This is a genomic window from Gudongella ferriphila (assembly GCF_046224405.1).
Taxonomy (GTDB): domain Bacteria; phylum Bacillota; class Clostridia; order Tissierellales; family Tissierellaceae; genus Gudongella.
On the sequence record NZ_JBJXRK010000002.1, the window covers coordinates 168,282 to 193,491 of the forward strand.

Annotated in this window: 25 protein-coding genes; 10 read left to right on the plus strand and 15 right to left on the minus strand. The window is 41.1% G+C overall.

The window, feature by feature from the left end; genetic code table 11:
* Positions 1–109 precede the first annotated feature (109 nt).
* From ACKVDP_RS03115 to rpmH, 15 genes are all read right to left on the minus strand, one after another.
* Positions 110–988 carry a diacylglycerol/lipid kinase family protein gene (locus ACKVDP_RS03115; RefSeq protein ID WP_409227345.1) on the minus strand — a complete coding sequence of 293 codons (879 nt, stop codon included), beginning with the start codon at positions 986–988 and terminating at the stop codon, positions 110–112.
* Between the two features lie 12 nt (positions 989–1,000).
* Entirely contained in the window at positions 1,001–1,570 is a 570-nt protein-coding gene (locus tag ACKVDP_RS03120; protein WP_409227346.1) for a DUF4446 family protein, read from the minus strand.
* Positions 1,530–2,672, minus strand: a complete 1,143-nt coding sequence (locus ACKVDP_RS03125) for an aminotransferase class V-fold PLP-dependent enzyme (protein ID WP_409227347.1) — start codon at positions 2,670–2,672, stop codon at positions 1,530–1,532. Before ACKVDP_RS03125 ends, ACKVDP_RS03120 begins: the two co-directional genes overlap by 41 nt.
* A 157-nt stretch (positions 2,673–2,829) precedes the next feature.
* The gene (locus ACKVDP_RS03130) at positions 2,830–3,471 is read right to left on the minus strand and encodes a cyclodeaminase/cyclohydrolase family protein (protein WP_409227348.1); all 642 of its coding nucleotides are present in this window, start codon (positions 3,469–3,471) and stop codon (positions 2,830–2,832) included.
* A gap of 19 nt (positions 3,472–3,490) precedes the next feature.
* Positions 3,491–4,384 (minus strand): PhzF family phenazine biosynthesis protein, encoded by an 894-nt coding sequence (locus ACKVDP_RS03135; RefSeq protein ID WP_409227349.1) that lies wholly within the window; start codon positions 4,382–4,384, stop codon positions 3,491–3,493.
* 32 nt (positions 4,385–4,416) lie between these two features.
* On the minus strand, positions 4,417–5,277 hold the full coding sequence (locus ACKVDP_RS03140; protein ID WP_409227350.1) for a ParB/RepB/Spo0J family partition protein: 861 nt from the start codon (positions 5,275–5,277) through the stop codon (positions 4,417–4,419).
* A 31-nt stretch (positions 5,278–5,308) separates the two neighbouring features.
* The gene (locus tag ACKVDP_RS03145) at positions 5,309–6,073 is read right to left on the minus strand and encodes a ParA family protein (RefSeq protein WP_409227351.1); all 765 of its coding nucleotides are present in this window, start codon (positions 6,071–6,073) and stop codon (positions 5,309–5,311) included.
* 228 nt (positions 6,074–6,301) lie between these two features.
* Entirely contained in the window at positions 6,302–7,018 is a 717-nt protein-coding gene (gene rsmG / locus ACKVDP_RS03150; RefSeq protein WP_409227352.1) for a 16S rRNA (guanine(527)-N(7))-methyltransferase RsmG, read from the minus strand.
* Positions 7,011–8,918, minus strand: a complete 1,908-nt coding sequence (gene mnmG, locus ACKVDP_RS03155; protein ID WP_409227353.1) for a tRNA uridine-5-carboxymethylaminomethyl(34) synthesis enzyme MnmG — start codon at positions 8,916–8,918, stop codon at positions 7,011–7,013. The genes rsmG and mnmG overlap by 8 nt, the downstream gene beginning before the upstream one ends.
* 23 nt (positions 8,919–8,941) lie before the next feature.
* Positions 8,942–10,315 carry a tRNA uridine-5-carboxymethylaminomethyl(34) synthesis GTPase MnmE gene (gene mnmE, locus ACKVDP_RS03160; RefSeq protein ID WP_409227354.1) on the minus strand — a complete coding sequence of 458 codons (1,374 nt, stop codon included), beginning with the start codon at positions 10,313–10,315 and terminating at the stop codon, positions 8,942–8,944.
* 180 nt (positions 10,316–10,495) lie between these two features.
* On the minus strand, positions 10,496–11,122 hold the full coding sequence (jag, locus tag ACKVDP_RS03165; protein WP_409227355.1) for an RNA-binding cell elongation regulator Jag/EloR: 627 nt from the start codon (positions 11,120–11,122) through the stop codon (positions 10,496–10,498).
* Between the two features lies 1 nt (position 11,123).
* Complete coding sequence (locus ACKVDP_RS03170; RefSeq protein WP_409227356.1) at positions 11,124–11,837, minus strand: YidC/Oxa1 family membrane protein insertase; 714 nt, start codon at positions 11,835–11,837, stop codon at positions 11,124–11,126.
* Positions 11,838–11,851: 14 nt separating this feature from the next.
* Complete coding sequence (gene yidD / locus ACKVDP_RS03175; RefSeq protein ID WP_409227357.1) at positions 11,852–12,067, minus strand: membrane protein insertion efficiency factor YidD; 216 nt, start codon at positions 12,065–12,067, stop codon at positions 11,852–11,854.
* A 9-nt stretch (positions 12,068–12,076) separates the two neighbouring features.
* Positions 12,077–12,412 (minus strand): ribonuclease P protein component, encoded by a 336-nt coding sequence (gene rnpA, locus ACKVDP_RS03180; RefSeq protein ID WP_409227358.1) that lies wholly within the window; start codon positions 12,410–12,412, stop codon positions 12,077–12,079.
* 81 nt (positions 12,413–12,493) lie between these two features.
* A complete protein-coding gene (rpmH, locus tag ACKVDP_RS03185; RefSeq protein ID WP_409227359.1) occupies positions 12,494–12,628 on the minus strand; it encodes a 50S ribosomal protein L34 in 135 nt (44 codons plus the stop codon).
* Between the two features lie 518 nt (positions 12,629–13,146).
* On the opposite strand from rpmH, the gene dnaA reads away from it, so the two are divergent.
* The 10 genes from dnaA (at position 13,147) to ltrA (ending at position 24,931) form a co-directional block, all read left to right on the plus strand.
* Positions 13,147–14,478 carry a chromosomal replication initiator protein DnaA gene (dnaA, locus tag ACKVDP_RS03190; RefSeq protein ID WP_409227360.1) on the plus strand — a complete coding sequence of 444 codons (1,332 nt, stop codon included), beginning with the start codon at positions 13,147–13,149 and terminating at the stop codon, positions 14,476–14,478.
* Between the two features lie 166 nt (positions 14,479–14,644).
* Positions 14,645–15,751, plus strand: a complete 1,107-nt coding sequence (dnaN, locus tag ACKVDP_RS03195) for a DNA polymerase III subunit beta (RefSeq protein ID WP_409227361.1) — start codon at positions 14,645–14,647, stop codon at positions 15,749–15,751.
* Positions 15,752–15,763: 12 nt separating this feature from the next.
* Positions 15,764–15,973, plus strand: coding sequence for a S4 domain-containing protein YaaA (gene yaaA, locus ACKVDP_RS03200; RefSeq protein WP_409227362.1), 210 nt, complete (start codon positions 15,764–15,766; stop codon positions 15,971–15,973).
* 41 nt (positions 15,974–16,014) lie between these two features.
* Positions 16,015–17,151 carry a DNA replication/repair protein RecF gene (recF, locus tag ACKVDP_RS03205; protein WP_409227363.1) on the plus strand — a complete coding sequence of 379 codons (1,137 nt, stop codon included), beginning with the start codon at positions 16,015–16,017 and terminating at the stop codon, positions 17,149–17,151.
* A complete protein-coding gene (gyrB, locus tag ACKVDP_RS03210; RefSeq protein WP_409227364.1) occupies positions 17,141–19,066 on the plus strand; it encodes a DNA topoisomerase (ATP-hydrolyzing) subunit B in 1,926 nt (641 codons plus the stop codon). The genes recF and gyrB overlap by 11 nt, the downstream gene beginning before the upstream one ends.
* Positions 19,067–19,075: 9 nt before the next feature.
* Positions 19,076–21,502 (plus strand): DNA gyrase subunit A, encoded by a 2,427-nt coding sequence (gyrA, locus tag ACKVDP_RS03215; protein ID WP_409227365.1) that lies wholly within the window; start codon positions 19,076–19,078, stop codon positions 21,500–21,502.
* Between the two features lie 78 nt (positions 21,503–21,580).
* The gene (locus tag ACKVDP_RS03220) at positions 21,581–21,910 is read left to right on the plus strand and encodes an STAS domain-containing protein (protein WP_409227366.1); all 330 of its coding nucleotides are present in this window, start codon (positions 21,581–21,583) and stop codon (positions 21,908–21,910) included.
* A complete protein-coding gene (locus ACKVDP_RS03225) occupies positions 21,903–22,259 on the plus strand; it encodes an ATP-binding protein (protein WP_409227367.1) in 357 nt (118 codons plus the stop codon). The genes ACKVDP_RS03220 and ACKVDP_RS03225 overlap by 8 nt, the downstream gene beginning before the upstream one ends.
* Before the next feature lie 13 nt (positions 22,260–22,272).
* A complete protein-coding gene (locus ACKVDP_RS03230; RefSeq protein ID WP_409227368.1) occupies positions 22,273–23,067 on the plus strand; it encodes a SigB/SigF/SigG family RNA polymerase sigma factor in 795 nt (264 codons plus the stop codon).
* Positions 23,068–23,677: 610 nt separating this feature from the next.
* Positions 23,678–24,931 carry a group II intron reverse transcriptase/maturase gene (ltrA, locus tag ACKVDP_RS03235; protein WP_409227369.1) on the plus strand — a complete coding sequence of 418 codons (1,254 nt, stop codon included), beginning with the start codon at positions 23,678–23,680 and terminating at the stop codon, positions 24,929–24,931.
* Positions 24,932–25,210 lie beyond the last annotated feature (279 nt).

The window sequence follows — 25,210 nt, forward strand, 5'->3', positions numbered from 1 at the left end:
GTTTTCCCGTAAAAAAACCCCTTATCACTGTTATAGTGTGGGGTTTGTACGTGTCAAAATATGGAATTTCCTGAAAATTGAATTTGTGAACAAAACTTAACATTTTCAGCTAGACGATTACTTCCAATTTCTGGCTGGACAGGTAAAACTCAATTACTTCGTCCTCAACCTCAAAAAGCTCTCCGTCTATGTTGAGCAATTCACCCTGCTTCAATGCGACCTTTATATTTCTCCCTTTGAAGAACTCAACATGCTTTGTATACTTTATATGCTCTCCCTTGAAAATGGAAGGAAAAAGAAATAGAATCTTGAGATTGCTGATATCCTTAACGACGCAGACATCCAGCATGTCGTCATAGATGCTTGCCATTGGAAGCATTTTCATCCCCCCTCCATAGGACTGCCCATTTCCAACAGCTACAAGGGTTGCCTTTCTGCGAATCGGGATACCGTCTATTTCCATTTCAATTTCTCTGCTACTATAGGTAAGTAGACCCGCCAAAACGCCCAATATATAGGATGCCTTTCCCTTTATTAACTTCTTAATCCTGTCTGTCTCCTTCACAACCCATGCATCAAAGCCCACACTTGCTATATTAAAGAAGTAGTCTCCTCTGACCTTTCCAAGATCGATTCTAACGGTATCTCCCATCAGTAGCCTTTCCATGGCTTTATCTCTATCCAAATTCAACTTAAGAGCCTGGGCCATGTCATTTCCTGTTCCAGATGGAATTATCCCTAGAATTCCATAACCTCGTTGAAGTATCCCCTTTGCAACCTCATTGGCTGTACCATCTCCTCCCACTGCAACACATATGTTGTACTGTGGAGAATTGATCACCATTTCCGTGGCTTCCTTAGGCTTTGTGGTAACTGCTATTTTATGTTCCTTATCGGTTTTTGACATATAGTCCTGGATAAATTTAACATATGCCCTTGTTCTTCCACTTCCTGCAGTTGGATTTATAATAAAAAGATATCTATCCATAAGCTTCTCCTGTTACAGTATTTTTTCAGCACTCTCGCCCATTAGTGCCCTGTTTATTGCTGCCATTTCCTCTGGGGACAAGGGCACGTTGCAGTTGGCATTCTGGATTGGCTTGGCAAACATCACTGCCTGCTCCCTTCCGTATATGCTGGTAAGAACAAATCCGTTATTGTAGGCATCCAACAGGGCTATTGAGAAGCTTAACTCACTTCCAGTGTCTGCAAATGCATTGTATCTTACAAAGCCCATTTTCTGAATGGTGAAAGTGAGCTTGGTCTCCAGAGTTTCAATATTGTCCTCTAGAAGGTTTATATCCCTGTTAAGACTGCTTAGTTCAGTATTAATCTTTATAAAAAGGTCCTCAATATTAGCTCCGGATAATCCCCTGGTCAGGGAATCATATCTTTCCTTGTGCTTTTTATATTCCCTGATCTGTGCAATATAAAGGAAAATAACAATTAAAAGTGCCGCTGACAGGCCTATTATAAAATAGGTTGAATTGTATTCGATAAAATCCAGAACCTGTATCATCCCATCACTCCTATAGCTCTTTTGAAATTCTATGGAGAGCTCTGACTGCATAATCAAGCTCCTCCTGCGTGTTGAATGGTCCGAAGCTGAATCTGACAGCTCCCTGCTCCATGGTGCCTATGGTCTCATGAGCCAAAGGTGCACAATGCAGCCCTGGCCTTACATATATTCCAAACTCCTCATTCAGGACAAAGGACACCTCTGATGAATCCAGGTCCCTGATATTAAGGGCTACAACTGCTCCCTGCTTTGAAGTATCCAGTGGCCCGTAAAGTCTTATTCCATCAATCCTGGCCACTTCTTGGATGAAGTAGCTTGTCAGTTCTTCTTCGTGGTTTCTTATATTATCGATTCCTCTTTTGTTGATGTACTCGATTCCCTTGCCCAGACCTATTATTCCTGGAGAACTAGGTGTTCCGCTTTCAAATTTGTCCGGCATTTCCTCAGGCTGGTTCAATGAATAGGACGCACTGCCAGTGCCACCTTGAATGAACTGGTCTATCTGAAGTTCTTCCCTTATATATAGCCCCCCTGTTCCCTGAGGACCCAATAGTCCCTTGTGTCCAGGAAAAGCAATCATGTGAACCCCCAGCTCTTCAGCATTGATTGGATAAACACCTGCGGACTGGGCCGCATCCAGAAGATACGCTATCCCGTGTTCTCTCGCAATTATTCCAATCTCCTTTACAGGCATAATAGTACCTGTAAGGTTTGATACATGTGTGGTAACTATCAGTTTTGTATTCCTCTTAATTGCATTTCTTATTTCATCTGGATCTATCTGACCGTCCTTATGTGCCCATACGATTGTATTCTCAACACCAATTGACTCCAGGTGCTTTATGGGTCTTAGGACAGAATTATGCTCCATTGAAGTCGTAATGACGTGATCCCCCGGTTTAAGCAATCCCTTGATGGCAATATTTAAACTTTCTGTGCAATTGTAGGTAAAGACTATATTCATCGGGTTCTTAACGGAAAAAAGCTTTGCAACTACCTCTCTGGTCTCATAAATCCCCCTTGATGCCCTTAGAGCCAGGTCATGTCCTGACCTCCCAGGGTTTGCCCCATACTCTGTCATTGCCTTGTATATCTCTTCATACACTTCCTGTGGCTTTGGAAATGTAGTCGCTCCATTATCAAAATAGTACATATGTTCACCTCTAGGTATTTCAATTCCATCTTACCTGCTTATTTTACCACTTTGAAGGCCTCCTTACAATCTATTAATCCAGATAGCCTACCAAGAAGAAATGGGCGAAGAATATTTCTTTCTTCACCCATTGCGGACATTAGATCTCAGTTGTTCACTATGCCTTTAACCTACCGTAGACAACTTCCAAAAGGCTGTCCCTTAGATTTTTACCATCTGCCAATAACTTTTCCACCTTGGCCTCCATCTCATTTTTATAAGCCTGATCCTTGATACTCTTAAGGTTGATTGTTACATTAAACAAGGCTCCCTCAAGACCAGCATATGCCAGAAGTGTTCCAACTCCAACATCTGTTATGGCATTGATGTTTCCATGCTCTGCAAATACGTCTTGAAGCTTCAATACATCGTAGCATCTTTCTCCGCATCTCAATGGTACCTCAAGTGCCTTCTTGTAACCTGACTGTATTGCCTCTGATCTGATCTTCTTGTTCTCATCAGTATCCTTTGGAAGCTTGAATGCCTGCATTACATCATCAAATGCAGTTGAATCCTCATCTACAAGATTCAGAAGCTCATCAACCAAACCCTCCATCTCCTTGAAGTTCTTTTCCATGATTACCTTCTTGTCCTCTGGTACATCTGCATAGATCTTCTTGTCTATGGTAAGATTACCCACCATATTCGTAAGGGCTCCTCCAAGACTTCCCACAAGGGCTGCCACGCTTCCTCCACCTGGTGTGGGGCTCTCACTGGCTACATCGTATACAAAATCCTTTGCTGTTCTTTCAATTAACATGTTGCACCTCCATGATTTTTTAAAATTTTATTATTCCTTCCAATACTATCACTGCAGAGCCTCCAACCTTGACTGAGTAATGTCCATCTTTTTCCTTGATATAGCAATTGATTGTACTCGGCCTGTTTAAAGACTCTCCTTGATTTACAACAAGGCTGTCTGCACTCAGAAAGCCGTTTTTTCTCAGATAATATATCAAAGCTCCATTAGCAGTTCCAGTTGCAGCCTCCTCATCTATACCCACTGCTGGTCCAAAATTCCTGGCATATGCTGTCTTCTGTTCATCATCATAGTAAAATGCATGAACACCTGTTACTCCAAGTCTACTGCTTAATTCCTTTAATCTACAGAAATCAACCTTCATATCCATCAGACTTTTCTTTCTAGCAATTGGCAGCATAATATCCGGTAGGCCCGTGGATATGATTTCGGGCAGGGCCTCCTTCTCTCCTATTCCCAGATCATCAGTCTTCAGACCAAAACATTCCAGCAGCTCATTTAGTTCATCTACCGCTCCTCTGGATCTAGGCGTGTCCTGCTCCATAATAATATTTACAGGTGAATAATTCTCAAACTGAATCTCGACCCTAAGCGGCCCAACTCCAGTTTCAATGTTAGCGATCTTGCCACCTTTTTCAATTGGCTTTATATATCCCTTGTTTGCCAGTGTGTGGACTGCAGCTATGGTGGCATGCCCACATAGGTCCACCTCACAAAGTGGAGTAAAGTACCTTATTTTAAAGTAGCAGTCATCAAGCTGTCTTACGAAGGCCGTTTCTGACAGGTTCATCTCATTTGCAATTTTCTGCATCTGATCCGATGAAATTCCCTTGGAATTAGTTATAACACCTGCAGGGTTTCCACCAAAGGGTTCCTTTGTAAATGCATCAACCTGAAATATATTTACTTCCATTGTTTAACCCCCCTTATGTTCCACGTGGAACATTAGCCTGTAATCAAGTCAATAAGCCGCTCCAGGTCATCGTCGTTGTAATATTCTATTTCAATTTTCCCGGATTTTCTGCCTGTATTTAGAGTGACCTTAGTTCCCAAGGCACTCATGAGCTGCTCTTCCAAGTCAATTATATAGTGTTCCTTTTTCTTCTTTGGCCTGATCTTTTTCTTCTTTTTAACAGTGCTTTCAGCATCTCTAACATTTAACCCAAACTGAATGATCTTCTCAGCGGCCTTTAGCTGCTCATCCTTATCCTTGATCCCAAGCAGGGCCTTGCCATGACCTCCTGAAATCTTTCCTTCATATATATACTGCACTACCCTTTCATCAAGATTCAAGAGTCTCATATTATTACTTATATAGGACCTGCTCTTTCCCACAGCCTTTGCAAGCTCATCCTGCTTGATGCTGTATTCCTTCATTATTCTTCTATAAGCTTGAGCTTCTTCGATTGGATTCAGGTTCTCCCTTTGGATGTTCTCAATAAGCGAAATCCTGTCCGCGGTTATATCATCAATCTCCCTAATGATACATGGAATCTCCTCAAGTCCGGCTTCCTTGGCCGCTCTCCATCTTCTTTCACCTGCAATAATCTCATGGCCTTCATCCAGTTTCCTGACTATTATAGGCTGGATGACTCCATTTTCCTTTATTGATTGAGCAAGATCCTCCAATGCGTCTTCCTGGAATATCTTTCTCGGTTGGTCTGGCTTGGGAATTATATTGCTTAGGGGCAACGATACTACTGCTTCATCCCTATTGGATGAATCGCCTATAAGCGTATCAACCTTTTCCTTGTCCTGGATCAATGCGGATAATCCTTTGCCGAGGCCTCTTTTCTTGGTGGTCACTAGCAACACATCCTTTCCTGTAGTGAATAATCTAATCCTGTAAAAACAGAAACTCTTCGGCCAGTTCCATGTATGATTCAGATCCCTTGGATCTGGAATCGTAATCGTGGATTGAAAGTCCGTAGGATGGAGCCTCAGCCAACCTTACATTCCTCGGTATGATACTGGTATATACCTTTCCTTTAAAGAAGGCCTTCACTTCCTCAACCACCTGGATTGAAAGATTTGTCCTTCCGTCAAACATGCTCAACACAACACCTTCCACCTCCAGAGATGGATTATAGTTCTTCTTCACCAGCTCAATGGTCTGGAAAAGCTGACTTACACCCTCGAGAGCGTAATACTCACATTGTATGGGAATAATTACACTATCAGCAGCGATTAGACCCATTACACTTAGGATCCCCAGTGAGGGGGGACAGTCTATTATGATGTACTCATACCGATCCCTTACTTCGTCGATGATTAGTCTCAGAGAATCTTCCCAGTCTCCGCCACGGGCAAGTTCAATCTCAAGACCAGCCAATTGATTGTTTGAAGGAATGATGCTCACATTTTCAGAGTTGGTCTCATATATACCCTCATTTATATCTGCCTCACCCGAAAGTATATCATACACCAATATATCGGCTTCATCCCTGTCTATGCCTATTCCCGAGGAGCAGTTACCCTGAGGATCAATGTCAACAAGCAAAACCTTCTTACCCAGCTTTCCTAGACCTGCCGCCAGATTTATACTGGTGGTAGTCTTTCCCACTCCACCTTTTTGATTGAAAATAGCCATGGTCTTTCCCATATATACACTCCCCAATCTACCTGTCCAGTAAACACTCTTACACTATCTCGTGAATTTCTACAAATTAACCCTTAGATATATAATAACATATATTAATGGATTATAAACAAAAATGTTCCACGTGGAACATTTTTGATGTTTCACGTGGAACATTTCCTTGAAACCCAGTGTTTGCAGTGCTTTTCTAGGTATATGAAATTATTTTCACCCTGAGTCCACAAGCTTTTGTTACCTGATGGGAGATTTTTTTGGCTTGCCTCCAGCCCGGGGATACTTTTTTGGTGTGTTTTTTATCTTCCTTATCACTATCAAGGAATGGACAATGTCACTTTCAGGGATCTGTACGTACTTAATCTCCTCAACCTTGCCACCGAGAGTTTCAATGGCTTTTTTGCTCATTAGGACCTCGTCGTCAACCTCAGGTCCCTTCATGGAAATGAAGTATCCTCCAACCTTAACAAAGGGCATGCAGTATTCACTCAAGGTATCCAGAGATGCAACCGCCCTGGACACGCAAACATCATAGCTTTCCCTGTATTCAGCCTTAAGTCCAAGTTCTTCCGCCCTTCCATGAACAGCTTCAATCTCCCTAAGTCCCAATCTCTCAATTACCTGACCAAGAAATACAATTCTCTTGTTCAGGCTATCCAAGAGGGTTACCTTTAGCTTTCTGTTTCTGATTTTCAATGGAAGACCTGGAAATCCTCCACCTGTGCCCACATCAATTACCTTTTCTTCTCCGTCAAACAGTCCTGTTAGTGCGGGGGAGAGGCTGTCCATAAAATGCTTTTTGTCAATTTCCTCATCCTCAGTGATAGTTGTAATATTGATTTTTTCATTCCATTCCTTAAGCATTTCCTTGTAGACAGAAAAGTTCTGAAGCATCTCTTCAGTCAATTCAACGCCCATTTCACCAGAAATTCTCTTTAACCTGTCATCATTCATCCTTATCACCATTCCTCCGCCTTTGTTCAAGATGTATCAGCAGTACATTTATGTCAGCAGGAGAGACACCAGATATCCTGGATGCCTGTCCAACCGAGTCCGGCTTTATGGCAGAAAGCTTCTGCAGGGCTTCGTTGCTCAGACCTTTTACCTTTGAGTAGTCGAACTCCACTGAAAGCTTCTTGTTTTCAAGCTTTTTGAACTGTTCAATCTGCTGCATCTGCTTCTTGATGTAGCCCTCATACTTGATCTGGGTCTCAACCTGTAGCCTGATCTCCTTAAGGAGCGCTTCTCTTTCAGGGTCGAACACACCTGTGTTGTCATAGGTTATTTCTGGTCTCTTTATCAGGTCGTAGAGGGAAGTGGCATTCTTTATTGCTGTGGAGCCAATACTCTCAAGTATGGTGTTGTTCTCAGCATTTGGGTTTATTACAATCTTCCTTAGTCTTTTCAACTCACTATCTATTAATTCTTCCTTCTGTATAGTCTTTATAAAGCGCTCTTCTGTGACAAGACCAAGGTCATAGCCCTTCTTTGTCAATCTCAGATCAGCATTATCCTGTCTCAAAGTAAGTCTGTACTCTGCCCTTGAGGTCATCATTCTATAGGGCTCGTCGGTTCCTTTTGTCACCAGGTCATCAATAAGTACTCCGATGTATGCCTCTGACCTGTCCAGAACAAAGGGTTCCTCACCCTTTATGTTTAAAGCTGCGTTGATTCCTGCAATCAGCCCCTGAGCTGCTGCCTCTTCATATCCTGAGGAGCCGTTTATCTGTCCCGCAAAGAACAGATTCCTTATGTTTTTGTGTTCAAGGGTTCTTTTAAGCATTGTGGGGTTAATTGAATCGTATTCAATTGCATAGGCAGTTCTCATGAATTCAACATTCTCAAGCCCCTTTATCTTTCTGTACATGTCAATCTGAACCTCTTCAGGAAGGGATGAGCTGACCCCCTGCACATACATCTCCTTGGTTGATAATCCTTCAGGTTCAATAAAGACCTGATGCTTGTCCCTGTCTCCGAACCTTACCACCTTGTCTTCAATGGAGGGACAATATCTTGGTCCAACACCTTCAATATATCCTGAAAACATGGGGGATCTATTCAGATTGTTTCGTATTATTTCATGGGTTCCCTCTGTTGTATAGGTCAGATAGCAGGGCACCTGTTCAAAATCATAGGTTTTTCCCATGTTTAGGAATGAAAATGGTATGACTTCATCATCGCCTGGCTGGATCTCCATGACAGAGTAATCAATACTGTCCCGATGTACCCTTGCAGGGGTTCCAGTCTTCATTCTTCTAAGCTGGAATCCCTTCTCCTTAAGGGAATCGGACAGAAGGAGGGAGGGGAACATTCCATCAGGTCCAGACTGATAGTTTACCTCTCCTATATAGACCCTGCCTCCCAGATAGGTTCCCGTAGCTATGACAACTGCCTGGGTTTCATATACTGCACCCGTCCTTGTTACAACCCCACTTATGGTTTCATCCTCAAATAGCAGGTCTATCGCCTCACCTTGTCTCAATGTCAGGTTTGGCTGATCTTCAAGTATCTTCTTCATTTCAGTGTGGTACATCTTCTTATCTGCCTGTACCCTCAGGGAATGGACTGCTGGTCCTTTTGAGAGGTTGAGCATCCTGCTCTGAATAAATGACTTGTCAATATTTAATGCCATCTCTCCTCCAAGGGCATCAATTTCACGTACCAGATGTCCCTTTCCCGTACCACCGATATTGGGGTTGCAGGACAATGCTACCACACCATCAAGGCTGATGGTCAGGATCAGGGTCTTAAGTCCCATTCTGCTGGCAGCAAGGGCCGCTTCAACACCTGCATGTCCGGCACCAACAACTACGACATCGTATTTTCCACCTGTATAGGTCTTTGTTTCAATCATAATGCTCACCTTTCTCTGTTTATCTACTTGCCAATGCAGAACTCGCTGAATATCTTATCCAAGATATCCTCGTTTATGCTTTCACCAGTTATCTCTCCCAGATTTTCCCAGCAGCTTCTCAAGTCCACCTCAAGGCAATCAAGTGGGATCAGCTGGGTCAGGTCGTCCAATACACTTCCAATATTTTCCATTGCCTTTTCAAGCTGGTTCTTATGCCTTATATTGGTTATAACCATATCGGAATCCATTTGTATGTCTCCGCCGTAAAACATGGCTCTAATGGCATTCTCGAGCTCATCTATTCCGACACCTTTGATCATGGAAGTGTTGATTATCTGATTTGCATCAAAATATTCCCTGAAAAGTGCTTCATCGTATTCTCTCGGAAGATCTGTCTTGTTCAGAAGCACGATTGTTTTCTTATCCTTGATCAAATCTATTATATGATGATCATCCTCGGATAGGCTCCTTGATATGTCAAAAATTGCTATTATAAGGTCCGCCTTCGCCAGGGTATCCTTTGCTCTGTCTACGCCGATTCTCTCCACCAGATCCTCGGTATGTCTTATACCTGCAGTATCCATTATCCTTAAGGGGATACCATCGATATTAACATACTCTTCAATAATATCCCTGGTGGTCCCAGGAACATCTGTCACTATAGCCCTGTTTTCCCTTAGCACAGCATTTAGAAGTGATGATTTTCCAACATTTGGCTTACCAAGGATAACCGTATTCAATCCATCCCTTAATATTTTGCCTCTTCCAGATGTTGACAGTAGCTTTTCAATTCTTTCCTTGACCTGATTTCCATCCCTTATAAGCTCATCATAGGTCACCTCTTCGATGTCATCCTCTGGAAAATCAATTGAAACCTCTATGTGAGCAATCATTCCCAGGAGGATTCTTCTGATATCCTCAACCTCACGGCTTAGGCTTCCTTCAAGCTGATTAAGGGATACGTCATAGCTTTTTTCAGTTTTTGACTTAATTATATCTATTACGGCTTCAGCCTGTGATAGGTCAAGTCTTCCGTTAAGGAATGCCCGTTTTGTAAATTCACCTGGTTCCGCAAGTCTGGCTCCCTTTTTGAGAAGCAGCTCCAGTGTCTTCTTGACAGGTATTATACCGCCATGACAGTATATTTCCACCATATTTTCCCTGGTGTAGGTGTATGGTTCATGCATAAATGCAACTAACACCTCATCTATGATTGTATCTCCATCCATTATATGGCCATATAAAAGTCTCTTGTTATCCTTAGCCTTAACTTCCTGATCATTGGTTCTTGAAAAAACCAACTTTGCAATATCAAGGGACTCACGTCCGCTCATTCTGACAATTCCTATGCCTGCTTCACCTACAGCTGTTGAAATGGCTGCAATTGTCTCTGACATAAAATCAACTCCTCAAGCAATACCTAATATCTTAACTATTCTATTTCATTATAACAATAATTCAATCTACTTTTTAACATTTTTGAAAAAAACATTCAGATGACCCTCAATGGGGCGGGGGAGAGGGCAAAAAACAAAAGCCCAACCAGTGGGCTTTTGTTGAATGTAATTGGTTTAACTTTATTTGGAAACTATTACGACTCTTCTGTACGGCTCATTGCCTTCGCTGTAGGTGCTCACTCCATCAAACTCCTGCAATGCCGAGTGGATTATTCTTCTTTCATATGGATTCATTGGCTCCAGCTTTACAGGTCTCTTGCTGTATATGGCCTTTTCAGCCATCTTGTTGGCAAGTCTCTTAAGTGTTTCCTCTCGCTTAGCCCTGTAGCCTTCAGCATCCAGAAGTACCCTGAGGTAATTTTCCCTGTCCTTGTTGATTGCAAGGCTCAAAAGATATTGGATTGAGTCAAGAGTGTTTCCTCTTTTTCCAATAAGTATTCCCATGTCCGATGATGAAATGTTGTTTATCTCAATCTTTAAGATATCATCCTCAATAGATATGTCGTGAAGGGCTATAATTCCCATTCCTTTTAGGATTCCATCGAGAAACTTGTCTGCTGTCTCTTCTGGATCGTTTTTAAGCACAACCTTTACCTTTGCTTCCTTTGTACCTATAAGTCCAAACAATCCCTTTGATGCTTCCTCTATAACCTCGTATTCAACATCCTTCTCAGTGGCTTTAAGATCTATCAAAGCCTCTTGGAGGGCTTCTTCAACGGTTTTGGCAGTTTTTACAACAAATTTCATACTATTTTGCCCCCTTAATTTTCATTAAAGACTTGTTTGTAATAACTTGCTGTACTATTGTGAAAAAGTTACTTACTACCCAATACAGAGCCAGTCCTGCCGGAAAGCTCCTTGAAGCCCAAAATATCATTATGGGTAGCATGTAATTCATTATCTTCTGGGTTGATTGAGCCTGCGGATCCTTTGAAGAAGCCGTACTCATGGTCTTGCTCTGAAGGAATGTTGTAGCCGCAGCCAAAAGTGGAAGTCCCCAAAGCAAGGGATCCGGATTCTCCAGGTTTGCTATCCATAGAAAGTTCTTGGCCATGCTCTCATACATTCCTGGATCGCTGAAAGCATATGCTTGAGGCTCTCTAAATACTGTAAAGAATGCAAATATGATTGGCAGCTGAATAAGTAGTATCAAGCAACCTGACGCTGGGTTATACTTGTGTTCCTTGTAAAGTTCCTGCATCTTTTCCTGCATTTTTTGTGGTTCGTTTTTATACTTGGTCTGAATCTCCTTCATCAAGGGCTGCACTTCACTCATTTTTTTAGTGGACCTTGTTTGCTGAAGATTTATTGGCAAAAGCATCAGCTTGAATACTATAGTAGTCAAGATAATAGCCAGTGCATAGAATGAAATTGACTCGGGCTCAGTACCTATGGTAGATGAGACAATATCATATACAAATCTCAATAATGATCCCAGTATGTTACCTAGAAATCCAATCATTTGTTAACCTCCCATTATTTAAGCGGATCATATCCTCCTTCGTTGAAGGGATTGCATCTTAATATTCTTTTTGCTGACAGGTATGAACCTTTTATAAATCCATACTTTTTATATGCTTGAAGTGAATATTCTGAGCAAGTGGGATAAAATCTGCAATTGTTCCCAGTAAGAATGTATCTTGAGATAATCCTTTGGTAGAATCTTATCAACAATATCGCTATTCGTGTCATTTAATCACCTTATTTCCAAACACCCGATAGCTTATAAATGTGCTTCAAGGCGCTTTCCAAATCCTTAAAGGATAGGTCAACAGCGTTTTTTTTAGGTATGATAACAATATCATACCCTGACTTAAGATTTTCAATATATCTGCTGTTAAGTTCCTTGATTCTTCTCTTAAGCTTGTTTCTGACAACGGCATTTCCTACTTTTCTGGTGATTGATACTCCAATCCTGGTCTCTTTTGTTCCATTTCTTCTGATGTAAAGAATCAGATTTCTGTTCCAGAAATTCTTTCGTGCTTTATAAACCTTCTTAAACTCCATATTTTTCCTAAGTCTATTTTTCTTTTCCATTATAACTCCACCTTAAATGGCCTTTGCCTGCCAGAAGAAAAATCTTTCCCATTCGTTAGAAAAGGCCACTAACAAGCGGCCTTATGCAGAAAGTCTTTTTCTACCTTTTTTTCTTCTAGCTTTTAGTACATTCCTGCCAGATCTGGTTTTCATTCTTTTTCTGAAACCGTGCTCCTTGCTTCTTTGCCTCTTCTTAGGTTGAAACGTTCTCTTCACCCAACACACCTCCTTCAAGTAATAAAAGATATTACCTATATATACAATATAGAGTTCACTAATTCAAATCACAAAACACTACTATAAATTATATGTATTAAGCCCCTGTGTGTCAAGGATTTTAATTGACTAATATCCACAAAACATGATTTCAACACCCTATGGATGCTGTGGATAATTTTATTGAATATCCACCCTATATTTGATAAGATAGTAGAGGATGTTGATAAGTTTTTAATAGCAGTGGATAAGTGGAAGTTATTCACACTTTGTGGATAGATTGTGTATAACTTTTAAATAAATCCCTGTTTTTATATTAAAGAATCGTAATTTGTTTAAGTTTTTATCCACAATATGCCCTTATGGATAGTGTGGACAAGAAATATGCTTAAGCTTTTTTTTACTTAATCAACAAAGAGTTGATATTTTTATCCACAGAAATCATTATACATGTTAATATCTATAATGGAAATTTTTCTGTTGATAAATTTGTTGATAATTTTTAGGGAGGTTATTATATGGAAAGGAATTTGGATCAGATCTGGGAGGATGTCCTGAATCTCATTAAGGTTGAATTGACTGAAGTCAGCTTTAACACCTGGCTAAAATCAATTGAGCCCATAAGCCTGACAGATGATGAGATTGTGCTTGGAGCCCCCAATGATTTCACCAAAGGGATACTGGAGGGGAGGTACTTCAATCTCATAAGAAATGCCATCAACCAGATAACAGGAAGCAATTATAACATCAAGTTTATAATCCCTGGAGAGGAAGTGCAGCCATCACCACCATCGCCAAAGGAAGTTGAAAATGAGGATATTCTGAACAAATCCAAGCTGAATCCAAAATACTCCTTCGGTACATTTGTAACAGGAAAGAGCAACGAATTTGCCCATGCGGCTTCAGTTGCTGTTGCGGAAGCGCCTGCTCAAACCTATAACCCCCTATTTATATATGGTGGGGTTGGACTTGGTAAAACTCACCTGATGCATGCAATTGGACATTATATTCTCAGTCAGAATCCAAATGCAAAGGTTGTTTATGTCTCAAGTGAAAAGTTCACCAATGAGCTGATCAATTCGATCAGAGAGTACAGAAATGAAGAATTCAGAAACAAATATAGAAATGTTGATGTCCTTCTTATTGACGACATCCAGTTTATTGCAGGAAAGGAAGGTACACAGGAGGAGTTCTTCCATACCTTTAATGCACTACACGATGCAAACAAGCAGATAATAATCTCAAGCGACCGACCTCCGAAGGAAATACCAACCCTTGAGGACAGACTAAGATCAAGATTTGAGTGGGGTCTTATAACAGACATACAGGCTCCTGATCTGGAGACCAGAATTGCTATATTAAGGAAGAAAGCAAATCTTGAGAACATGGAGATACCTGATGATGTAATGCTTCTTATAGCAAACAAGATACAATCAAATATAAGAGAGCTTGAAGGAGCCCTTATAAGGGTTGTTGCATATTCATCACTAACCAACAAGGCAATAACTGAGGAGCTTGCCGAAGAGGCTCTTAAGGACATTATCTCAAACAACAAGCCAGTTGAAATTACCGTGGACCTAATCAAGGACAAGGTTTCAAAGAGATTCGATATCAGAATGGATGACTTCAATTCCAAGAAAAGAACCAGGGCAATAGCATATCCCAGACAGATTGCTATGTATCTCACCAGGGAGCTGACAGATCTCTCACTGCCAAAAATTGGGGATGAATTCGGCGGAAGAGACCATACAACTGTAATCCATGCCTGTGAGAAAATATCTACGGATATTGAATCTGACTACCAGCTTAGAAATAAAATCAATAACATAATAGAAGAGCTTGGAAAGTGATTTCTTGTGGAAAAGATTTAATAAATTTTTAAGGTTATCCACATGTTATTAAATCCTGCTAATCAACAGGTTAAATAATTTGATGGACTTATCCACATAATCACATGTCCTACTACTATTACTACTATAGTTTCTTATTCTATTATTCTAAAAGAGGGGGATAAAAATGAAATTCAAAGTAGAGCAAAAAGATCTTGCAAGACATATAACAATAGCTCAAAGAGGTATCTCAACCAGGTCCACACTTCAGATACTTGATGGTATCCTTATTCAGGCAAATGACAACGGCTTAAAGCTTACCGCCACGGATCTTGAAATAAGTATAGAAACCTTCATAGAGGCTTATGTTGAGGAAAAGGGGAAGATAGTACTTAATTCCAGGATATTCGGAGACATTGTAAAGAAGCTGCCCGATGACACGATAAGCTTTCATGTAAAGGACAACCATGTTCACATCAAATGCCAGAATGCAGAGTTCAATATAATCGGAAACTCAGGTGAGGATTATCCGGACCTTCCAATAATAATGGAAGAAAATCAATTTACAATATCAAAGGACCTCTTGAAGTCTGCAATTAGGCAGACTGTATTTGCAACGACCCAGGATGAAACAAGACCATCACTTACTGGAGTATTGCTTGAAATAGCCAACAAGGAAATTTCATTTGTTTCACTTGACGGATACAGGCTTGCACTTAGAAAAATGCCAACCCAATCTGATATAGATGAAAAGATCATAATTCCAGGGAGATCCCTAAATGAGCTTAACAAGATACTAGAGGACAAGGAGGAGGACCTTACCATAAGTCTTTCTCAGGGACAGGTAATATTTAACCTTGGGGACACAATAATGTACTCTAAACTTCTTGAGGGACAATTCTTCAATTACAAGGACATAATGAGATCTGACCACAAGACCAAAGTAATAGTAAATAGAAGAAGTCTTCAAAATGGTCTTGAGAGAGCTTCACTTCTTGCTAAGGAAGAAAAGGCAAATCTTGTTAAGATTTCAGTTTCAAACGGTGAGTTGATAATAAAGTCTAATTCTGAAATGGGTGATGTGTATGAAGAAATCAACTCGGACCAGGATGGAGATGATCTGAACATAGCATTTAACTCAAGGTATATACTTGAAGGAATAAAGATAATGGACAATGAAGAAATAGTAATGAATTTTGTGGGAAGCCTTAATCCATGCATTATAAATGGAGTGGATGACGATACCTACACCTACCTGGTACTGCCGGTTAGATTGGCACAGGATGACTTTTAAGGGAGTGTATATATGGAAGAAATAAGAATTGACACTGAATTCATCAAACTGGACCAGTTTCTTAAGCACTGTGGAATTGCCCAGACTGGTGGACAGGCAAAAATGATGATAGCAGATGGGATGGTAAAGGTTAACGGACAGGTTGCTTTGGAAAGAGGAAAGAAGATCAGAAAAGATGATAAGGTGGAGATAGACGACCAGTATCATTTTGTTGTGGTATAATATATATTGTTAAAATTCCTAAGTCCTGGGGAGTGTAATTATTGATTGTAGAAGGAATAAGACTGATAAATTTTAGAAATTACAATAATGTGGGAGTTAGCTTCAGTCCTGGCATAAATATTCTTGTTGGGAAAAATGCCCAGGGAAAGACAAATTTACTTGAAGCAATCTATATGTGCTCAACAGGAAGATCATTTAGAACAAACAGGGACAGGGAAATAATAAATTTTCAGAAGGATGAGGCATACATTGGAACTCAGCTTAAAATAGGGGAGAGGGACAAACTCACCGAGGTTAAGCTTGAAAGGGACAAGACAAAGAGAATAAAGGTAAACAAGATTGAGCTTAAGAATTACAGGGAGCTTGACACAGGGCTTAAGGTGGTCTTGTTTTCGCCTGAGGATTTGAGACTTGTAAAGGAAGGACCCAGCAACAGGAGAAGTTACCTTGACATGAGTATTTCCCAGATAAAGCCTCTTTATCATTACAATCTGAGAAGGTACAACAAGATTCTTTTTCAGAGAAACAATCTGTTGAAATCCTTCAGGTTCAAAGGTGACATATCAGGTCTTTTGGATGTGTTCGACATGCAGCTTGCAAAGTCTGGCGCATTGATAATGCTGGAAAGAGACAATTATCTGAAGTTGCTGCTTAAGGAAGCAAAGGAGATACACAGCATCATTACAGATGGGAAAGAGACACTGGAAATGGAATATGATTCAAGTGTATCAATTGAAAAAAACTTAAGCCAGGTTGAGAATAACCTGTTGAATGCCTTAAGAGAGAACAGACAAAGGGATATTGAGGTCCGTACTACTGAGATAGGTCCCCACAGGGATGATTTCAGTATAATGATAAATGGAAACGATTCAAAAACCTATGCATCACAGGGACAGCAGAGATCACTTGTATTGACTCTGAAGCTGTCAGAGGTTGAAATACTTAAGAAAGATACAGGGTATTACCCTGTTCTTCTTCTTGATGATGTCTATTCAGAGCTTGATGAGGATAGGAGGAAATACCTTACAGAGCTGTTCAGTAAGATGCAGACCTTTATCACAACAACTGATGCTGTTGAGATAAATGGTTTTAGAGGTTATGAAAAGGAGTATTTTTATGTACAGGAAGGATGCCTGTATAAAGGAATTAAAACTTGGAGGGAAGTAAATGGCCAATGATATTAATGTAAATGAAAACGGCAGACATTATACTGCCAATGAAATACAGGTTCTTACTGGGCTTGAGCCTGTAAGAAAAAGACCTGGTATGTATATTGGCAGCACGGGACCCAAAGGACTTCATCATCTGGTATACGAGGTGGTGGACAATAGTATAGACGAAGCTCTTGCTGGTATATGCGATACAATAAATGTAACCATACTTGAAGACAACTCAGTTATGATAGAGGACAACGGTAGCGGTATACCTGTTGAAACCCATCCCCAGACTGGGAAATCAACTGTGGAAACGGTACTTACAATACTTCATGCAGGAGGTAAGTTCAATAACTCAGCATATAAGGTATCAGGTGGACTTCACGGGGTAGGTGTTTCCGTTGTAAACGCTCTTTCAGAGTGGTTGGTTGCAAGGGTTAAAAGGGACGGCAAACTATATCAGCAGTCCTTTAAGAGAGGCGAACCGGATGGGGATCTGGAGTGTATTGGAGAAGCTGATTCAACAGGTACATTGATCCATTTCAAGGCCGATGATGAGATTTTTGAAACAACAGAATTTGTTTTCGATACCCTTGAGCATAGGTTCAGAGAGATGGCATTCCTTAACAGGGGAATAAAGATAACCCTTGATGACAAAAGGACGGGTGCTAAAAAGGATTTTCATTATACAGGCGGAATAAAATCATTTGTTGAATATATAAACAAGAACAAGACTGCACTACACAAGCAGGTAATATACTTTGAAAACGAGAAGGACTTCACAACAGTGGAATTGGCCATCCAATATACGGACGGTTACACTGAAAATGTATTTACCTTTGCAAACAACATAGGTACTGCAGAGGGAGGAACACACCTTTCCGGACTGCGGACAGCCCTTACAAGGTGTGTAAACGACTATGCAAGGAAGTATAACTTCCTAAAGGAAAAGGATGACAATCTTTCCGGTGAAGACATTAGAGAGGGAATGACTGCAATCCTTTCAGTGAAGCTACCTGAGCCTCAGTTTGAGGGACAGACAAAGGGTAAGCTTGGAAACAGTGAAACCAGGGGAATAGTTGAGTCCCTGACCTATGAATTCTTAAATGACTATCTAGAGGAGAATCCAAAGACCGCAAAGGTAATACTTGATAAGGCAATAAGCTCAAAAAGGGCAAGGGAAGCCGCAAGAAAGGCGAGAGACCTTACAAGAAAGAGAAGTATATTCGACAACACAACTCTTCCAGGCAAGCTTGCAGACTGCCAGTCAAATGAATCCAGTGAAACAGAGATATATATAGTCGAGGGTGATTCGGCGGGTGGTAGTGCAAAGCAGGGAAGGGACAAGAAGTTCCAGGCCATACTTCCACTTAGAGGAAAGATAATGAATGTTGAAAAGGCAAGGCTTGATAAAATTCTAAGTTTCAATGAGATAAAAGCAATGATTACAGCATTTGGTACTGGAATTGGAGAGGACTTTGATATAAACAAGCTAAGATACGGCAAGATAATAATCATGACCGACGCCGACGTTGACGGTGCACATATTGCAACCCTACTCCTTACATTCTTCTATAGGTATATGAGGGGATTGCTGGACAATGGAAACATTTATCTTGCACAGCCTCCTCTTTACAAGGTATCCAAGGGAAAGCAGGAGCACTATTGTTATTCTGACAAGGAGCTTGATACCCTGCTCAATGAGCTTGGAAGAAATTCCAACTACAATATTCAGAGATACAAAGGTCTTGGAGAGATGAATGCTGAGCAGCTATACGACACCACAATGGATCCTGAGACCAGGACACTTATAAAGGTGAATGTTGATGATGCAGTGGCTGCTGATGAGATATTCACAACCCTAATGGGTGACAAGGTTGAACCAAGACGTGAATTTATAGAAGAAAATGCTAAGTATGTTAAGAATCTTGACATCTAGGAGGAGAATATGGAAAACGAAAACGTAAGAGATAAGTTGATTGATGTAAATATAGAAGAAAAAATGAAAAGCTCTTATCTGGATTATGCCATGAGCGTAATAGTAAGTCGTGCTCTCCCTGATGTAAGAGATGGACTTAAGCCTGTTCACAGAAGAATACTATATGCTATGGATGAGCTGAACATGACCCCTGACAAGCAGTACAGGAAGTCAGCAAGGGTTGTCGGAGACGTACTTGGTAAGTACCACCCACACGGTGATAGTTCTGTTTATGGAGCAATGGTAAGACTGGCACAGGATTTCAATACAAGATATCTGCTTGTGGATGGTCATGGTAACTTTGGTAGTGTCGACGGCGACAGTGCAGCGGCCATGCGTTATACAGAGGCCAGAATGACAAAGCTTGCAACTGAGATGCTAAGGGACATTGGTAAGGAGACTGTTGATTACAGACCAAACTTTGATGAAACCCTTAAGGAACCGGTAGTGTTGCCAAGCAGATTCCCGAATCTACTTGTAAACGGTTCATCAGGTATTGCAGTAGGTATGGCCACAAACATTCCCCCCCACAACCTTAGAGAGGTTGTTGAGGGAATAGAGATGATGATTGAGGATCCAGATGTAGCAATAGATGACCTGATGAAGGTGATAAAGGGACCTGATTTCCCAACTGGTGCAACCATAATGGGAAAGGAAGGGATCAGAAAGGCCTTCAGAAGCGGTAGGGGCAAGGTCAAGATGAGGGCTGTTGCTGAAATTGAAGAGTCAAACAGAGGAAAGCACAGCATAATAGTTACAGAGATTCCATACCAGGTCAACAAGTCAGCCCTGATTGAAAAGATTGCTGAATATGTAAGAGACAAGAAACTGGAGGGAATATCCGACCTTAGGGATGAATCCGACAGGGAAGGTATGAGAATTGTAATTGAGCTTAAGAGGGATGCAAACCCAAAGGTTGTTCTTAATAACCTTTACAAGCAGACCCAGCTACAAACAACATTTGGAATAATAAATCTAGCTCTTGTAAATGGTGAGCCAAAGGTTCTTAACCTAAAGGAGATGCTCCATCATTACCTTGAGCACCAGAAGGAGATAGTTACAAGAAGAACCCAGTACGATCTTACAAAGGCTGAGGACAGGGCGCATATTGTTGAAGGCTTAAAGATTGCCCTGGACAACATAGACCAGATCATCAAGATAATAAGGGCTGCAAGTGATGACCAAAGCGCTAAAAGTGCCTTGATTGAAAACTTTTCACTGTCAGAGAAACAGGCACAGGCAATCCTTGATATGAGACTTAGAAGATTGACAGGTCTTGAAAGAGAAAAGCTTGAAGAGGAGTATGAAGAGCTGATTAAGCTTATTAACAAATACAGGGAGATTCTTGCCAGTGAAAGACTGATCCTTAATGTAATCAAGGAGGAGCTGATCGAGATCAAGGACAAGTACGGCGACCTTAGACGTACCCAGATCAAGCTTTCAGAGGATGAAATCAACATAGAGGACATGATAGAGGAAGAGGATGTTGTAATAACCCTTACTCACTTTGGATATATAAAGAGGATGCCTGAAGGTACCTACAGACCACAGAAGAGAGGTGGAAGAGGTGTAATTGCACTGTCCAAGAAGGATGAGGACTTTGTTGAGGACCTTTACATCACATCTACCCACAGTACGATCCTGTTCTTTACAAACAAAGGAAAGGTCTACTCCCTTAAGGCATATGAGATTCCGGAGGGAAGCAGGACTTCGAGGGGAACTGCAATAGTGAATCTACTGCAGCTTAATGCAGACGAAAAGATATCTGCAATCATTCCTCTCTACAAGCAGGATCCAGACAGTAACCTTGTCATGGTAACAAGGGAAGGAACCATCAAGAAAACTGAGCTTGAGCAGTTTGTAAACATCAGGAAGAACGGCCTTATTGCAATTTCACTTCATGATGGAGATGAGCTCATAAGCGTGAGATTGACTGATGGAAACCAGGATCTTATTGTTGTAACCCATGGAGGAATGGCAATAAGATTCCATGAGACAGATGTTAGAAACATGGGAAGAACTGCAATGGGAGTCAAGGCCATGACCCTTAATGAAGGGGATGCCATAGTATCTATGGAGATTGTGGAGGATGACAAATATTTATTGGTGATTTCTGAAAAGGGATTTGGAAAGAGAACTGAGCTTTCAGAGTACAAGGCCCAGAACAGGGGTGGCAAGGGACTTATAACCTACAGCATAAAGGAAAAGACCGGAGAAATAGTCTCAGCCAAGGTTGTGAGTGATCAGGACGAAGTAATGATGATCACCATGAACGGTACAATCATAAGACTTGCAATCAAGGATATAACCATAATGGGCAGAAACACCCAGGGTGTAACACTTATGAGGACCAAAGAGGACAAAATAGTTGCAGTGGCCAGGTATATGGAAGACTAGGAAGCAAGGCTATCCTTTACATTGCAACATATATGTTATAAAATGAACTAAAACCAAACGAGATGGAGGGAAGAATGAATGTCATTGAATACGAAAGTTGATTTTAATTACGACGACAACCAATGGGTAATAAAGCCAATTGGTGAGATCGATATCTATACCTCATCTGTATTCAAGGAGGAGATTGTGAACGCCTTTGAAAACAGAAAAGCGGATCTCGTAATTGAAGGAGATCACCTTGAATACATTGATAGTACAGGGCTTGGAGCGCTTATCAGCGTATTGAAGATGCTTCAGGAAACAGAGTTCAAGATCTACATTGACAATATTAAGCCTAATATCAGAAAACTATTTGATATAACGGAACTTGACAAGCTTTTTGTTATAAGAGGTGACGGAGATGAATAACGACATTATAGTTGTGACCATTCCCAAAAAGCCTGACTACACAAGCATGATAAGATTGATATCCTCATCAATAGGTAACAAGGTGGGATACAATATTGACGAGATAGAGGACCTAAAGGTTGCCATGGGAGAAGCCTTCATTCTTTCCTATGGAAAATCATCCGATGAATCCATTGAAATTGAATTTCAGATTCACAAGAACAAGCTTGAAGTATCCCTCCATTGGAATATTACTGGTGGCAACGAGGAAAGCAAAGAAGCAGCACTTGGCAGGATGATCATTGAATCATTGATGGATGAAGCCTATTACACTGATGAAGAAATCAGATTGATCAAATATATAGATTAAGGATGGTTGTCCTATGGCAAACAAGCAGCATCACGACAAAGAAAAGAACAACGCTTCAGAAAAAGCAGAGCTGAAGAAAATGTTCAGACAGTACAAGGATAATCCTAACAGAGAGCTTAGGGATGTGCTGATCGAGAGACATCTTTATATTGCTGAGATTTTAGCCAAAAAGTATGCCAACCGGGGGATAGATTATGATGACATTTACCAGGTTGCCAGCATAGGTCTCATTTATGCCATAGACAGGTATGATATCGACAAGGGCTTTGAATTCTCAAGCTTTGCTACTCCTACAATCATTGGTGAGATCAAGAAGTATTTCAGGGACAAGGGCTGGACAATAAGGGTTCCTAGAAGGATCCAGGAGCTCTCAAAGAAGATCAACAACGCCAAGGTCCACCTGAGCCAGGAGCTTCAAAGGGTTCCAACTGTTGAGGATATTGCTAACTATCTTAACACCTCCGAGGAGGATATTCTGGAGGCAATGGAGGCAAGCAAGGTCTACACTCCCCAGTCATTGGATGTGACCTTTGATTCACATAATGATGACAAGGAGGTTAATCTGGCCGAGCTGATCGGTGAGGACGACCTTTATTTCAGCAGGATTGAAAACAACGACTTCCTGATGAAGACCATGGAGAAGCTCAATGAAGTTGAAAAGGAAATACTCATTGAAAGGTACTTCAACAAGAAAACCCAGGTCACAATAGCTAACAACCTGGACATTTCCCAGATGACCGTTTCAAGGATAGAGAAGAGGATCCTTGAGAAGCTGAGGAAGGAAGTTGAAAGGACACTGATGGATTAAACATAGAAATTACATTATGGAACCTGGATAATTATCCAGGTTCCATTTTTAAAGTATGACGGGCATGCAGTTTGTCTGTGGTGAAAGTCCACAAGGGACGTAGTTGCCGACGAACCCTAAAGCGACTTGCAAGGTTCATATCGTGAGGTGTGGGCGAGAGGAAGCAATAGCGAAATCGTAGCCTGACGGACAGAAACCTGATATCAAGGCTTGTATGGTGGATAAGCTGGCTTTGAGCAGTGAAGTCCAAAAGGCAATCGTAACCCATGCAGGTAGATCAGGCAGGTAGACGAGGAAAGACATTCGGCTTATCCCGTGAGGTCTCATGGGCGGCCTAATCCGTAGTAACAACGAACCATGAGAAGTACCCTCACCTATTGATGTCATCTGCTCATAAATTCGCAGGACATCGATGGCTGGGGCAGACCCTCAGCAGAGGTCATAGTACTTGGAAACAAGGAAGGACCGAACAATTCAAAGTCAAATGGACTTAGGAATGTAAGTGCATAGGCCTGACGAGAACCACAGTAGCGAAGACGTAACGGAGCGAAGGGTTCACAGGAGGTAAGGCTAATATGCATGAAAGCAAAATAGGAAAAGGAGACAAATCATGTCACAACTAATGGAACAGATATTATCAAGAGAGAATATGCTACTTGCATACAAAAAGGTAAAGGCCAACAAAGGAGCAGGAGGCATAGACAACATAAGTGTCGACGAAATAGATGAATATCTGAAAGAACACTGGGAAGACATCAAGGAACGTATCCAAAAGCGAAAATACAAACCACAGCCTGTGCTAAGAGTTGAAATACCAAAGGCAAACGGTGGAATGAGAAAGCTTGGGATACCAACAGTGATGGACAGAATCATAGAACAGGCAATAGTTCAGGCAATCACACCCATAGTGGAGCCATATTTAAGCGAGTACAGCTATGGTTTCAGGCCGGGTAGAAGGGCACAAGAGGCAATCATAAAGCTATTGGAGTATCTGAATGATGGATATATCTACATAGTGGACATCGACCTTGAGAAGTTCTTTGATAATGTACCACAGGACAAACTGATGACCCTGGTTGGCAAAATCATAAAAGACCCAGACACAGAATCACTCATAGCCAAGTATCTTAAGGCAGGAGTAATGGAAAAGGGAAAGTATGTGGAAACCAACAAGGGAACCCCTCAAGGAGGAAACCTCTCCCCACTACTCAGTAACATCATGCTGAATGAATTGGACAAGGAACTTGAAGCGAGAGGGCTACATTTTGTGAGATACGCAGATGACTGTGTCATAGCAGTAGGAAGCAGTGCAGCCGCCAACAGAGTTATGAACACCATAACAAAGTGGATAGAGAGAAAGCTCGGACTAAAGGTCAATGCAGTAAAGACAAGAACCACAAAACCAACAAGACTAAAATACTTGGGATTTGGGTTCGTTAAAATGGATGGCAAATGGGAGGCAAGGCCTCATCAGGATTCCATAGTCAAGTTTAAGAGTAAACTCAAGCAGCTCACAAAACGCTCATGGTCAATCAGCATGGACGAAAGAATCAAGAGACTAAATTGGGTAATCAGAGGCTGGGTGAACTACTTCCGAATAGGTAAAATGAAGACGAAATTGGCACGTATAGATGAACACTTGCGTACAAGGATTCGCATCGTTATTTGGAAACAGTGGAAAACCAGTCAGAAGAGAAGGTGGGGTTTAAGGAAACTCGGTGTTCCGGAATGGATGGCCAGACAGTCTGCTGGTTTTGGGGACCATTATCAGGCAGTGGCTAAAACCACAGGATTACGAAAAATATCAAAAGAAATCCTCGCAAATCGAGGACTCGTTAGTTGTCTAGATTATTATTTGAATTGAACCGCCGTATGCCGAACGGCACGTACGGTGGTGTGAGAGGGGGTATTAATTACCCCCTACTCGATTACAAATAGGATAATTGAAATTGTGTATTACTTATAGGAAGACTCCACTTGCGAATTGGATGGAAAATTAGTGTATGAGTAGCATAAAAGCTTACTTACATAAATCGTCAGAAGCTTTTTTAATTAATTTCATAAATTGTGTTGACAAGGACACAATTTAGGTATATTATAGACAAGTTGTCTCTTTTCAGAGGACCACCAGGGAAACGACATA